Annotated in this window: 12 protein-coding genes; 9 read left to right on the top strand and 3 right to left on the bottom strand. The window is 59.0% G+C overall.

Features of this window, described 5'->3' with window-relative positions; all coding sequences use genetic code 11:
- Position 1: 1 nt before the first annotated feature.
- The 3 genes from N1037_10180 to N1037_10170 all read right to left on the bottom strand — a co-directional run bounded on the left by N1037_10180 (position 2) and on the right by N1037_10170 (position 2324).
- Positions 2-1321, bottom strand: a complete 1320-nt coding sequence (locus tag N1037_10180) for an MATE family efflux transporter (protein UWS77674.1) — start codon at positions 1319-1321, stop codon at positions 2-4.
- Between the two features lie 68 nt (positions 1322-1389).
- A complete protein-coding gene (locus N1037_10175) occupies positions 1390-1905 on the bottom strand; it encodes a PaaI family thioesterase (GenBank protein ID UWS77673.1) in 516 nt (171 codons plus the stop codon).
- Positions 1902-2324, bottom strand: a complete 423-nt coding sequence (locus N1037_10170; GenBank protein ID UWS77672.1) for a PaaI family thioesterase — start codon at positions 2322-2324, stop codon at positions 1902-1904. Before N1037_10170 ends, N1037_10175 begins: the two co-directional genes overlap by 4 nt.
- A 128-nt stretch (positions 2325-2452) precedes the next feature.
- Here N1037_10170 and N1037_10165 point away from each other — a divergent pair, with 128 nt between their 5' ends.
- From N1037_10165 to N1037_10125, 9 genes are all read left to right on the top strand, one after another.
- The gene (locus N1037_10165) at positions 2453-2821 is read left to right on the top strand and encodes a MerR family DNA-binding transcriptional regulator (GenBank protein ID UWS77671.1); all 369 of its coding nucleotides are present in this window, start codon (positions 2453-2455) and stop codon (positions 2819-2821) included.
- A 430-nt stretch (positions 2822-3251) separates the two neighbouring features.
- Positions 3252-3656 carry a MerR family DNA-binding transcriptional regulator gene (locus N1037_10160; GenBank protein UWS77670.1) on the top strand — a complete coding sequence of 135 codons (405 nt, stop codon included), beginning with the start codon at positions 3252-3254 and terminating at the stop codon, positions 3654-3656.
- A gap of 79 nt (positions 3657-3735) precedes the next feature.
- Positions 3736-5517 (top strand): acyl-CoA dehydrogenase C-terminal domain-containing protein, encoded by a 1782-nt coding sequence (locus tag N1037_10155; protein ID UWS77669.1) that lies wholly within the window; start codon positions 3736-3738, stop codon positions 5515-5517.
- 91 nt (positions 5518-5608) lie between these two features.
- Positions 5609-5821, top strand: a complete 213-nt coding sequence (locus N1037_10150) for a hypothetical protein (protein UWS77668.1) — start codon at positions 5609-5611, stop codon at positions 5819-5821.
- Positions 5822-5864: 43 nt separating this feature from the next.
- Positions 5865-7016, top strand: a complete 1152-nt coding sequence (locus N1037_10145; GenBank protein ID UWS77667.1) for an acyl-CoA dehydrogenase family protein — start codon at positions 5865-5867, stop codon at positions 7014-7016.
- A gap of 280 nt (positions 7017-7296) precedes the next feature.
- Positions 7297-7929, top strand: coding sequence for a glutathione binding-like protein (locus N1037_10140; protein UWS77666.1), 633 nt, complete (start codon positions 7297-7299; stop codon positions 7927-7929).
- A gap of 10 nt (positions 7930-7939) precedes the next feature.
- Positions 7940-9151 (top strand): acetyl-CoA C-acetyltransferase, encoded by a 1212-nt coding sequence (locus N1037_10135; protein UWS77665.1) that lies wholly within the window; start codon positions 7940-7942, stop codon positions 9149-9151.
- Positions 9151-9636: a cupin domain-containing protein gene (locus tag N1037_10130; GenBank protein ID UWS77664.1), complete on the top strand. Its 486-nt coding sequence runs from the start codon at positions 9151-9153 to the stop codon at positions 9634-9636. Before N1037_10135 ends, N1037_10130 begins: the two co-directional genes overlap by 1 nt.
- The gene (locus N1037_10125) at positions 9633-11837 is read left to right on the top strand and encodes a 3-hydroxyacyl-CoA dehydrogenase NAD-binding domain-containing protein (GenBank protein UWS77663.1); all 2205 of its coding nucleotides are present in this window, start codon (positions 9633-9635) and stop codon (positions 11835-11837) included. The genes N1037_10130 and N1037_10125 overlap by 4 nt, the downstream gene beginning before the upstream one ends.
- Positions 11838-12266 lie beyond the last annotated feature (429 nt).

The raw sequence follows: 12266 nt of genomic DNA, 5'->3' as shown, positions 1-12266 counted from the left end.
TCTAGGCTGCGACCCCGGCTTCCAGTCGGGGGTAGCGCAGCCCCAGGGTCACGGCGCGGGCCAGATTAAGCACAACCAGCGCCGCCCAAAGCCCGTGATTGCCAAAAAGCGGCACCAGGGCAAACAACACCAGCACATAGATCGCCACCGATTGCACCATGGCGCGGCGCATATCGCCGGTCCAGGTGGCACCGATATAAATGCCATCATACATATAGCTGGCCACCGATATGATCGGCAGCAGCGCCGCCCAGATCAGATAGCTGCGCGCCTCGACCCTGACCTCGGGCGCCTTTGCCATCAGGTCAATCAGATAGGGCCCACCCAGGGCAAAACCCACTGCCAACAGCACCGCGCAGCCCATCCCCCATTGCGAAGATATCCAGGCCGCTCGGCGCAGGTTGCCCCGGTGTTTTGCACCGATTGCGCCCCCCACCAGGGCCTCGGCGGAAAAGGCAAAGCCATCCAGCGCAAAGGCGGTGATCTCAACAAATTGCAGCAACACCTGATTGGCCGCCAGGGTGACATCCCCAAATTTGGCGCCAACAAACAGAAAGGTGGTAAACGACCCGGTCAGCAGCACCGAGCGTACCATTATATCGCCATTCACCTGCGCCATGCGGCGGATACGGGCCGGGTCAAACACCCGGGGCCAGTCGCACCACTGCCTGCCCTTAAAGGCGGCGCGGCACAGCCAAAGCCCCAACAACACCCCGGTCCATTCCGCAATCAAGGTGGCAATGGCAACGCCTTCAACGCCCCAGCCCAGCCCCAGCACAAACCACAGATCCAGAATGATATTGAGCCCATTCATCCAGATCTGCAGCACAAAAACGCCGCGGGTGTTTTCAACCGCGATCAACCAGCCGGTCGCCGCATACAGCGCGATGGTGGCAGGGGCGCCCCAGATGCGGATCTGCAGATAGTCGCGGGCCAGCCCTTCGACCTCGGGGCTGGTGGGCGCCAAAACAAAGGCGCCCCAGAACAGCAGCTTTTGCAACAGGATAAAGCTCAGCCCTGCGGCTGCGGCCAACAGCACGCCCCGCATCAACAGCGCACCCGTTTCGGCCACATCCCCGGCGCCGCGCGCCTGCGCCACCAAGCCTGTGGTGCCCATGCGCAGGAAGCCAAAGATGAAATAGAGCGTCGCCAGAATCACTGCGCCGATGCCCACGGCCCCAATCGGCGCGGCGGTGCCCATCTGCCCCACCACGCCGGTATCCACCGCGCCCAAAATTGGCACTGTCGCATTGGACAGCACAATGGGCACGGCAATCTTGAGCACCCTTGAATGGGTGATGTCAGCCTGCGACTTGGCCATGGGCGGCGTCTCTTTCTGTTTCACCACTGGCCGCTGTGTAATACCCAGGGACCAGTGATCAGTCTTGCTCAGCTTTTGCCGTCATCCTGCGGCATCAGGAAATGGCCCGTGCCCTGGGCAAAGAGCTTATCCTTGTGATCCTGCCAGGCCTCGACGTGGACCGAAGCATAGCGCCGCCCGGCGCGGCTGATGGTGGCGCGGGCATAGGCATCGCGCGGCAGGCCCGAGCGCAGGTAATCAACGGTAAAGTCGATTGTCTTGGGTTGGCGCGGCACATGGCCCTTAGCCATATCCTCAGGATCCAGCGCGCCGCTCTCAATACGTTCCCACAGATGCGACCAGTTCAGCGAGATCATCGCGGTGATCTCCAGAAAGGCCGCTGTGACCCCACCGTGGATGGCGGGCAGAAAGGGATTGCCGATATGTTTTTCGTTGAAATTCAGCTGTGCGGTCAGCTCATCGCCGCGGCGATCAAAGGTAACATTCAGAAACTGAATATAGGGCACCGAATCGAGGAGTGCATTCAAAGCCGCATCGCGGCGCTGTTTCACCACCTGGACATGTTCTGGACGGGGACGGCTCAAAATCCATTCTCCACTGTAAAGGCACCAGAGGCTGTGGCCACTGGCCGGTCGGTATCATCGTCAACCGCCACCGCCCGCACAAAGGCTACGTTGCGGGTGATGTGGTGACAGGTGGCGCGGGTGGTGATGGTCTGGCCGGGGGTGGCCGCACGCATGTAATCGATGCGCAGATCAATTGTCGCGGTGCCACCAGGGGCGTCAGGGTGGCACATCACCGCCGCGCCACAACAGGTATCCATCATGGCGGAAACCGCGCCCCCCGCCACCACACCGCTTTGCGGATCCCCGACGAGCTTTGTATCGTAAGGCATGGAAATACGGGCAACTCCATCGCCGATATCTTCCAGCACCAACCCCAGTTCCTTGGCATGGGGAATAGCCTGAATAAACTGGCGGGCGAGTTGGGTCTTGTCTGCCATCTGGCTGTTTCCTGTCTTGACTAGAACCTATTTGTGGCCCCGCCCGAAACAAAGAGCAAGCCCACACGTCGCTGGGTGGTTGCACTGTTCAATTCAAGTGCATAGGTTGCGCGCAAGGGAGATGATGGATGACCGAAGAAAGATTGTCATTCAAGGAAATGTGCGCAGCGTTCGACGTTACGCCGCGAACCTTGCGTTACTATGAGTATATTGAGCTGCTGAAGCCAGACCGCGAAGGCCGGTCCCGGTTTTACGGCGCCCGCGAGCGGGCCCGCATGAAACTGATTCTGCGCGGCCGCAGATTTGGGTTTCAGCTGGAAGAAATCCGGCAATGGCTTTTGATTTACGAAAATGAGGGCAACAAAGCCCAGATGCAGACCTTCATCGAAATGGCCGATCGTCAGATAGGAGAGCTGCAACAGCAGCGCGAACAGCTGGACGAGGCCCTGGATGAATTGGGCAGCCTGCGCGCAACCACACAGAGCCTTTTGAAGTAGGCTGCACAGACTCTGAAGACATTTATGGCCCATCCTGCCGACGCGGGGTGGGCCTAATCATTTCTACCCTTTTGGTCTAGTGGCCTGGAGGCCTGGCGGTCTGGGCCCTGCTATCTGCGCCAGCCAGGGTTAGCGACGATTGCGCGACGGTAAGGTCCCAAAAGGCGCTTCAGCCCCAAAAGGCATAGAGCGCGGCCCGCAACTCTCCGCCGCCTTTGATCACCACACTGCACATATTGAACGCGACCGGTTGACCACAACCCGGCGCCAAAACCAGTGACAGCTACGTCATCTGAAAAAGTGACGTCGCGTTCAGCTTACGTCAACGTCAAGATAGTGTTGTAAAACACCTCAGACCGTCCCAGCTTGGATGTGCAACCTGACCGCTGCTGATCCGCTGCTGATCCATGGCCGACAAAGAGTGACGACGATGACAGAAGAAGAGACAAAATCGATCCGTGAGATGTGTGATGCCTTTGGCGTCACCCCACGCACCCTGCGCTTTTACGAGGCAAAGGAGCTGTTGTTTCCCCAGCGCGATGGTCAGAAACGACTGTTCACCAAACGCGATGGAGCCCGGCTCAAACTGATCCTGCGCGGCAAACGCTTTGGCTTTAGCCTGGAAGAGATCCGCCAGCTTCTGGATCTCTATCACATCGGCGACCAGCAGGTGACCCAATTGTCGCGCACCTATGAAATCGCCTGCGACCGGCTGGACGACATGGTGCGTCAACGCGACGAGCTGAACGAGGCCATCGAAGAGCTTCAGGACCAGCTGAAATGGGGCGAGAAAGTCATCGCTTCAATGAAACTAGAACAAAAGGCCGCTGAATAGCGCCCTGCCCGCTTTATCCTCTGCCGAAATGTGCACAGGACCACCCTAGAACAGATGTCTCAGACCAACGAGGACCCCGATGCCAGTCTATACCGCCCCCACCAAAGACACCCAGTTCATCCTGCATGACATGTTGAAAGTATCCGAGGCCGCCACCCCCGGCTATGAGGATCTGGAGCGCGACTTTACCGCCGCCATTCTGGAAGAGGCCGGCAAGATCAGCTCTGAGGTTCTGCATCCTTTGAACACGGTTGGCGATCAGGAAGGCTGCAAACTGGAAAACGGCCTGGTCTCGACCCCAACCGGGTTCAAGGCCGCGTTTGAGCAAGTCAAAGCAGGCGGCTGGACCGGGCTGGACATGCCCGAGCAATACGGCGGTCAGAACATGCCCTATGTGCTGGGCACCGCAGTCGGCGAGATGTTCTCCTCTGCCAACCAGGCCTTTGTGATGTACCAGGGTCTGACCCATGGCGCCGCAGCCGCGATCCTGGCCCATGGCACCGACCAGCAAAAAGACACCTACCTGCCCAAGATGGTGTCCTGTGAATGGACCGGCACCATGAACCTGACCGAACCGCACTGCGGCACCGATCTCGGGCTCATGCGCACCAAGGCAGAACCACAGGACGACGGCAGCTATAAGGTTTCCGGCCAGAAGATCTTTATCTCGGCGGGCGACCATGACATGGCCGACAATATCATCCACCTGGTGCTGGCCAAGATCCCCGGCGGCCCTGAAGGCATCAAGGGTGTGTCGCTGTTTATCGTGCCCAAATTTGTGGTCAAAGAAGATGGCACAGCAGGGGCGCGCAATGGCGTGTCCGTCGGCAATATCGAGAAAAAGATGGGCATCCACGGCAACTCGACCTGTGTGATGAACTACGACGAAGCCACCGGCTATCTGCTGGGCGACACCCACAAGGGTATGCGCGCCATGTTCACCATGATGAACGAAGCCCGCATTGGCGTCGGCATGCAGGGTGTGTCTCAGGCCGAAGCCGCCTATCAAAATGCGGTGGAATACGCCAAGGACCGCCTGCAGGGCCGCGATGTCACCGGCGCTAAAAACCCCGATGGCCCCGCCGACCCGCTGATCGTACACCCGGATATCCGTCGCTCGCTGATGGACCAGAAAAGCTTTGTTGAAGGCGGCCGTGCCTTCCTGCTTTGGGGCGCCAACATGATCGACCAGGCCCACCGCGACGGCAACAAAGATGCCGATGGTCTGGTCTCGCTGTTGACCCCGGTCATCAAGGGCTTCCTCACCGATGAAGGCTACGACATGACCGTCAAGGCGCAGCAGGTCTTTGGCGGCCACGGCTATATCGAAGAACATGGCATGAGCCAGTACACCCGTGACGCCCGCATTGCGCAGATCTATGAAGGTGCCAACGGGGTTCAGGCGCTGGATCTGGTGGGCCGCAAACTGGCAGTGGATGGCGGCAAGCACCTGATGGGCTTCTTTGAGCTGGTCAAAACCTTCTGCAAAGACAACGCAGAGTTGAGCGAAGACTACGCCAAGAGCTACATCGCCCCGCTCAAATCCGCCTCCAAAGACCTGCAGGCCGCCTCGATGTATTTCATGCAAAACGGCATGAAAAACCCCAACAACGCCCTGTCCGGGTCTTATGATTTCATGCATATGTTCGGTCATGTCTGCCTGGGCCTGATGTGGGCGCAGATGGGCAAAGCCGCCATCGAAGCCCTTGACGCAGGGGCCTCTGACGCGGCGTTCTATGAGACAAAAATCGCCACTGGCCGGTACTATATGGCACGGAGGCTGCCCGCCACCAAACTGCATCTGGCCCGCATTGAAACCGGCGCCGATACAGTGATGGCACTGGATGCGGCAAGCTTCTGATCCATAAAACACCACCGGGCCTCCCCTGCACAGCGTCAGGGGGTGCTCGATCCGGTCCGGGGCTTTGACCAACGTGCTGTAAGGAGCCTCCATGCCCAAACGTTTCCGCCTCACCCGCCGCTTTCCCGTCGCCATGACAGAGGATGGCTATCGCAGGCTGAAACGCTTTGCTGCCGAGGCCGGACTGGACGAAGGCGAAGCCCTGTCATTTCTGTTCGAAAATTTCGACAGCGTGACAGATCAAGAAAACCTTGGACACCGGCTGCGACTGTTCAACAGCGCGCTGGAAGACCGCAAAAGATAAGGGCCCGGCGCACGGCGCGCCAAGACGGGCCAATGGGAGCAACATGACCACTGAGACGCGTTCCGCCTGGATGACTGACGAACACCAGATGCTTGCTGATATGACAGCACAGTTCATTACCAATGAATGGATGCCCAAATACGAGACATGGCGCAAACAGGGTATGATGGACCGCGAGACCTGGAACCAGGCCGGCGAGCTGGGCCTGCTCTGCCCCTCCATCCCCGAAGAATACGGCGGCGTCGGCGGTGACTTCGGCCATGAGGCCGCCATCCTGATCGAAGGCAGCCGGGCCAATCTTGCCAGCTGGGGTCATGGTATCCATTCCGGCATCGTCGCCCATTACATCCTGCAATACGGCACCGAAGAGCAGAAAAAACGCTGGCTGCCCAAGATGATCAGCGGCGAGCTGGTCGGCGCCCTGGCGATGACAGAACCCTCCACCGGGTCCGATGTGCAGCGGATCAAGACCAAGGCAATCCGCGATGGCAATGCCTACCGGCTATCGGGTCAAAAAACCTTCATCACCAATGGCCAACATGCCAATCTCATCCTGGTGGCGGCTAAAACCGACCCCAGCCTCGGGTCCAAGGGTGTGTCGCTGGTGGCGCTGGAAACCGATGGCGCCGAAGGATTCGCCCGCGGACGCAACCTGGAAAAGGTCGGGATGCACGCGGCAGATACATCCGAGCTGTTCTTTGACAATGTCGAGATCCCACCGGAAAACATCCTGGGCCAGGAAGAGGGCAAGGGCTTTTATCAGATGATGCAGCAGCTGCCGCAGGAACGTCTGATCATCGCTTGCGGCGCAGTTGGCGCAATGGAGGGCGCAGTTGCGCGCACCATCGCCTATTGCAAGGAACGCGAAGCTTTTGGCGGCCCGCTGACCCAATTCCAGAACACCCGTTTCAAACTGGTGGAATGCCTGACCAAAACCAAAGTCGCCCGGGCCTTTCTTGATGAATGCATGGTAGAACACCTGCAAGGCAAGCTGACGGTTGAAAAGGCCGCTATGGCCAAATATTGGATCACAGACACCCAGGGCGAAGTCCTGGACGACTGCCTGCAGATGCACGGCGGCTATGGGTTCATGCAAGAATATGCGGTCGCAGAAATGTGGACTGACGCCCGGGTGCAACGCATCTACGGTGGCACCAATGAAATCATGAAGGAACTGATTGGCAGGTCACTGTGACACAACACAGGTTTCCCCCAACAGGATCTGATGGATGCCTCCGGCGGAGGTATTTAAGGCAAGATGAAATCAACGGCGCGTCCCTGCCCCCAAGCCTTCGCCAAATGGGCAGGGACGACTTCACCTTACGCGGTCATCGGCTCCTCAGCCTGTACCGCGCCACAACATTAGCACACTACCAGAGGGAGAGTGTTAATTCTCTTTCATCTTACTCAAAATACCTCACGGGGGTCCGGGGGTGTGAAACCCCCGGCACCACATTGGCGACAAGGAGAACAACGTGACGATTAAACTGCATTGTTTTGGCGAGTCGGGTCATTCCTACAAAGCGGCACTGGCGCTAGAGTTGTCGGGTTTGGACTGGGAGCCCGTATTTGTTGACTTTTTTGCCGGGCAGCATCGCGGTGAGGACTATCGCAACCTAAATGTCATGGCAGAGGCTCCGGTGCTGATTGACGGTGACATCCGCCTGTCACAGTCCGGAGTTATCCAGCAGTACATCACAGATAAGACAGGAAAGTTTGGCGGCGCGCCCGACGAGAAATATGAGGTTCTGCGCTGGGTCCTCTGGGATAACCACAAGCTTTCCAGCCAGGTTGGAATGACGCGGTTTCTGATGAACTTCCTGCCTGAAGACAAACGCCCCAAAGAGGTGATCGGCTTTATGCAGGGGCGCCTAAAAGCTGCTTTTGCCACTTTGGAGAACCAACTCAGGGGGCGCGACTGGCTGGTGGGCAACTGCATGACAAATGCTGATCTCACCTGCTGCGGCTACCTGTTCTATGATGAGCCTTTTGGCTTTGACCGCACGGACTACCCCAATATCGACGCCTGGCTGACGCGCATCAGTGAAACGCCCGGCTGGAAACATCCCTATGATCTAATGCCCGGCAATCCGTCGGACCGCGCTTGAGGAGACACTCATGACCGAAGCTTATATTTACGATGCCATCCGCACCCCGCGTGGCAAGGGCCGCAAGGACGGCGCCTTGCACGAGGTCACCTCGGTGCGCCTGTCAGCTTTGACGCTAAACGCGCTGAAAGAGCGCAACAATCTGGAAGGCCATGCGGTCGAAGACGTGATCTGGGGCAATGTTACCCAGGTGATGGAACAGGGCGGCTGCCTGGCGCGCTCGGCAGTGCTGGCCTCGGATCTGGACCAGAGCATTCCCGGTCTGGCCATCAACCGGTTTTGTGCCTCCGGCATGGAAGCGGTCAACCTTGCCGCCAACCAGGTAAAGGGCGGCGCTGGCCAGGCCTATATCGCGGGCGGTGTCGAAATGATGGGCCGCGTTGCCATGGGCTCGGATGGCGCTGCCATCGCAGTCGATCCCAGCCTGGCGATGGAGACCTATTTTGTCCCCCAAGGTATTTCGGCCGATATTATCGCCACCGAATATGGGTTCACCCGCGAGCAGGCCGATGCCCTGGCGGTAGAAAGCCAACGCCGCGCCAAAGCGGCCTGGGATGACAACCGGTTTGCCAAATCAGTGATCACCGTGCGTGACCAAAACGGCATCGCCATTCTGGACCATGACGAATACATGCGCCCCGGCACCGACATGCAGTCGCTTGGCGCGCTGAATGCCTCGTTCCAGATGATGGGCGAGCAGATGCCCGGTTTTGACAAGGTGGCGATGCTGAAATACCCGCATCTGGAGCGGATCAACCACATCCACCACGCGGGCAACTCTTCTGGCATCGTTGATGGCTCTGCTGCCGTGCTGATCGGTAACAAGGAATTTGGCGAGCAATATGGCCTGAAGCCACGGGCGCGCATCAAGGCCACCGCCAAGATTGGCACCGACCCCACCATCATGCTGACCGGCCCGGTGCCTGTGACCCAGAAAATCCTGGCTGACAACGGCATGGTGATTTCCGACCTGGATCTGTTTGAAGTCAATGAGGCTTTTGCTTCCGTTGTGATGCGCTTCCAGCAGGCCTTTGACGTGGATCCGGCCGTGGTCAACCCCAATGGCGGCTCCATCGCCATGGGTCACCCGCTGGGTGCCACCGGCGCGATGATCATTGGCACCCTGCTGGATGAGTTGGAGCGTCAGGATAAGGAAATGGGTCTGGCCACACTCTGCATCGCCTCTGGCATGGGGGCCGCCACCATCATCGAGCGCGTCTGATGCCCAAACTGGATCTGGCCCAAATCCCCTATCAAGGCGGCTCTGGCTACCCAGGAAAGCTGGCTGAGGCGGTCTCTGGCCGTTCTAGCCAGCGCATCGGCGATGCCAGCGGTTTGAGCCAGTTTGGCGTCAACATCGTGCGGCTGGAAGCCGGTGGCCTGTCTTCGCTGCGCCACTATCACATGCAGCAGGATGAATTCCTGGTGATGCTGAGCGGCGCCTGCATCCTGATCGACGATCAGGGCGAGCACGCGATGCAGCCCGGTGATTGCGCCAGTTTTCCAGCCGGTGAGGCCAATGGCCATCACCTGAAAAATAACACCGACGCGCCGGCCACCTTCCTGGTGGTGGGCACGCGGACCCCGACTGAAACCGCTTATTACAGCGATATCGACATGATGGTAGAGATGGACGCCGAGGGCTCCTCCTTTACCCGTAAAGACGGCAGCCCGCTGACGGCTGACCAGATCGGAGACGAGACATGAGTGAGTTTACGCTTTCCAAGGACGCCGACGGCGTCGCAACAATCACCTGGGATGTGCCCGGCAAAACCATGAACGTGATGTCCTTTGACGGGCTCACCCAGCTGGAGGCCTGCATTGACGACGCCCTGGCGGATGACGCGGTCAAAGGCGTGGTGATCACCTCTGGCAAAGAGGGCACATTTGCCGGCGGCATGGACCTGAACCTGCTGGCGGTGATGAAAGAAGAAGCCGGTGACGATCCCGCACGCGGTGTCTTTGAAGGCACCATGAAAATGCACGCCCTGCTGCGCAAGATCGAACTGGCCGGCATGGATCTGAAAACCAAAAAAGGCGGCAAACCAATTGCAGCCGCCCTGCCCGGCACCGCTGCGGGTATCGGCATGGAGCTGCCGCTGGCAACACATCGGATCTTTGCCGCTGAAAACCCCAAGGCAAAATATGGCCTGCCGGAAATCATGGTTGGCATCTTCCCCGGTGCCGGCGGCACCACCCGCATGGTGCGCAAGGTTGGCGCCATCGCCGCCGCGCCGCTGCTGCTGGAAGGCAAGATGCTGGACGTGAAAAAGGCCAAGGGTGCGGGCTACGTTGACGAGATCGCCGCCGATCCCGTTGCCGCCGCCAAGGATTGGGTGCTGAACGCCTCTGGGGCCGATCTAGTGAAACCTTGGGATGCCAAAGGCTACAAGATGCCTGGTGGCGCCCCCTATCACCCTGCCGGTTTCATGAACTTTGTTGGCGCCTCTGCCATGGTGCACGGCAAGACCCAGGGCGCCTTCCCAGCCGCCAAGGCGCTGCTGTCAGCCGTCTATGAGGGCGCGCTGGTTGATTTTGACACCGCGCTCAAGATTGAGGCCCGCTGGTTTACTAGCGTTTTGATGAACCCCTCCTCCGGCGCAATGATCCGCTCGCTGTTCATCAACAAGGAGGCGCTGGAAAAAGGCGCAGTCCGTCCCAAGGACATTCCCGATCAGCGCGTCAAAAAACTGGGCGTTCTGGGCGCTGGCATGATGGGTGCGGGCATTGCGCTGGTGTCGGCTCAGGCCGGTATCGAGGTGGTTCTGGTGGACCGCGATCAGGAGGCTGCCGACAAGGGCAAAGCCTATACCGAAAGCTACCTCGACAAAGGCATGAAGCGCGGCAAGGTCACCGCCGAGAAGAAAGAGGCGATGCTGTCGCGCATCACCGCAACCCCTGATCTGGACGCCCTGAAAGGCTGCGATCTGATCATCGAAGCCGTCTTTGAAGACCCAGCCGTCAAGGCTGATATGACCAAAAAGGTTGAGGCGATCATCCCCGAAGATTGCATCTTTGCCTCCAACACCTCGACCCTGCCGATCTCTGATCTGGCCAAGGCCTCGGTGCGCCCCGAGCAATTCATCGGCATCCACTTCTTCTCGCCGGTTGAAAAAATGCTGCTGGTGGAGATCATCAAAGGCAAGGAAACAGGCGACCGTGCCGTGGCCAAGGCGCTGGACTATGTGCGCCAGATCAAGAAGACGCCGATCGTCGTCAATGACGCGCGCTTCTTCTATGCCAACCGCTGCATCATTCCCTACGTGAATGAAGGCGCGCGGATGATCACCGAAGGTGTCTCGCCGGTGCTGATCGACAATGCCGCGCGCCAGCTTGGCTTCCCGGTTGGTCCCATTCAGCTGACGGATGAGACCTCGATTGATCTGGGCGCCAAGATTGCCCGCGCCACCAAGGCCGCCATGGGCAATGCCTACCCGGACAGCCCGGCTGACGACATGATTTTCTGGATGGAAGATCTGGGCCGCCTGGGCCGCAAATCCAACGCGGGCTTCTTTGACTACGACGAAAAGGGCAAGCGTACCGGCTATTGGAAAGGCATGCAGGACAAATACCCGCTGCTGGAAGACCAGCCTGACCTCATCGAGGTGCAGGAACGTCTGATGTTTGCCCAGGTGCTTGAGGCCGTGCGGGCGCTGGAAGAAGGCGTGCTGGAAGACATCCGCGAAGGCGACGTGGGCGCGGTTCTGGCCTGGGGCTTTGCCCCATGGTCCGGCGGCCCGCTCAGCTGGCTCGACATCATCGGCACGCCCTATGCGGCCGAACGCTGTGACCAGCTGACCGCAGCCTACGGCGAGCGCTTTGCCTGCCCCGACCTGCTGCGTGAGATGGCCGCCAAAGGCCAAACCTTCTACGGCCGCTTCAACCCGGATGCGGCTTCGGCGGCCTAAAGCCTCCCCCCGATCCGACGACACAAACGCCGCCCCCCATGCATTTGGGGGGCGGTATTTTTATGCCCGGAAGATCTCTGAAAGCAACCCTCAGACTATTTATGGGCAAAGTCTGAAACCTGAACAAAATGCTACCTGTGAGACCGGTACAACGACCACTCCCAGCCCTTCCTAGACATTTGTGAAAGCTACGTCAGCGAACTTGCTGCATACGCAGCGTTAAGAAGCTATGCTCTCGAAAGCAGTCATTCAAACACCTTGGCTCAAAGCTTTGATAGCTTTAGTCGATTCAAATGATGGTGAGGTGCCGGTAACAAGGCGCTACTGTGTTAGCATGGACGCGAACAATTCGACGAAGAGCTTTGGGATCTCTCCGACCAGACGCCGGAACGTCTCGCCCCAAGCCTTCAGTCAACATGGCCAGATCCC

Source organism: Phaeobacter sp. G2, from assembly GCA_025163595.1.
Lineage (GTDB): Bacteria > Pseudomonadota > Alphaproteobacteria > Rhodobacterales > Rhodobacteraceae > Pseudophaeobacter.
This window is presented reverse-complemented; position numbering and strand designations above follow the sequence as displayed.

What these genes read in the sequence shown, in the direction of transcription:
- N1037_10125 (UWS77663.1), top strand. Translation starts at nt 9,633, where the DNA reads ATGAGTGAGTTTACGCTTTCCAAGGACGCCGACGGCGTCGCAACAATC.
- N1037_10130 (UWS77664.1), top strand. Translation starts at nt 9,151, where the DNA reads ATGCCCAAACTGGATCTGGCCCAAATCCCCTATCAAGGCGGCTCTGGC.
- N1037_10180 (UWS77674.1), bottom strand. Translation starts at nt 1,321, where the DNA reads ATGGCCAAGTCGCAGGCTGACATCACCCATTCAAGGGTGCTCAAGATT.
- N1037_10165 (UWS77671.1), top strand. Translation starts at nt 2,453, where the DNA reads ATGACCGAAGAAAGATTGTCATTCAAGGAAATGTGCGCAGCGTTCGAC.
- N1037_10160 (UWS77670.1), top strand. Translation starts at nt 3,252, where the DNA reads ATGACAGAAGAAGAGACAAAATCGATCCGTGAGATGTGTGATGCCTTT.
- N1037_10145 (UWS77667.1), top strand. Translation starts at nt 5,865, where the DNA reads ATGACCACTGAGACGCGTTCCGCCTGGATGACTGACGAACACCAGATG.
- N1037_10155 (UWS77669.1), top strand. Translation starts at nt 3,736, where the DNA reads ATGCCAGTCTATACCGCCCCCACCAAAGACACCCAGTTCATCCTGCAT.
- N1037_10135 (UWS77665.1), top strand. Translation starts at nt 7,940, where the DNA reads ATGACCGAAGCTTATATTTACGATGCCATCCGCACCCCGCGTGGCAAG.
- N1037_10150 (UWS77668.1), top strand. Translation starts at nt 5,609, where the DNA reads ATGCCCAAACGTTTCCGCCTCACCCGCCGCTTTCCCGTCGCCATGACA.
- N1037_10170 (UWS77672.1), bottom strand. Translation starts at nt 2,324, where the DNA reads ATGGCAGACAAGACCCAACTCGCCCGCCAGTTTATTCAGGCTATTCCC.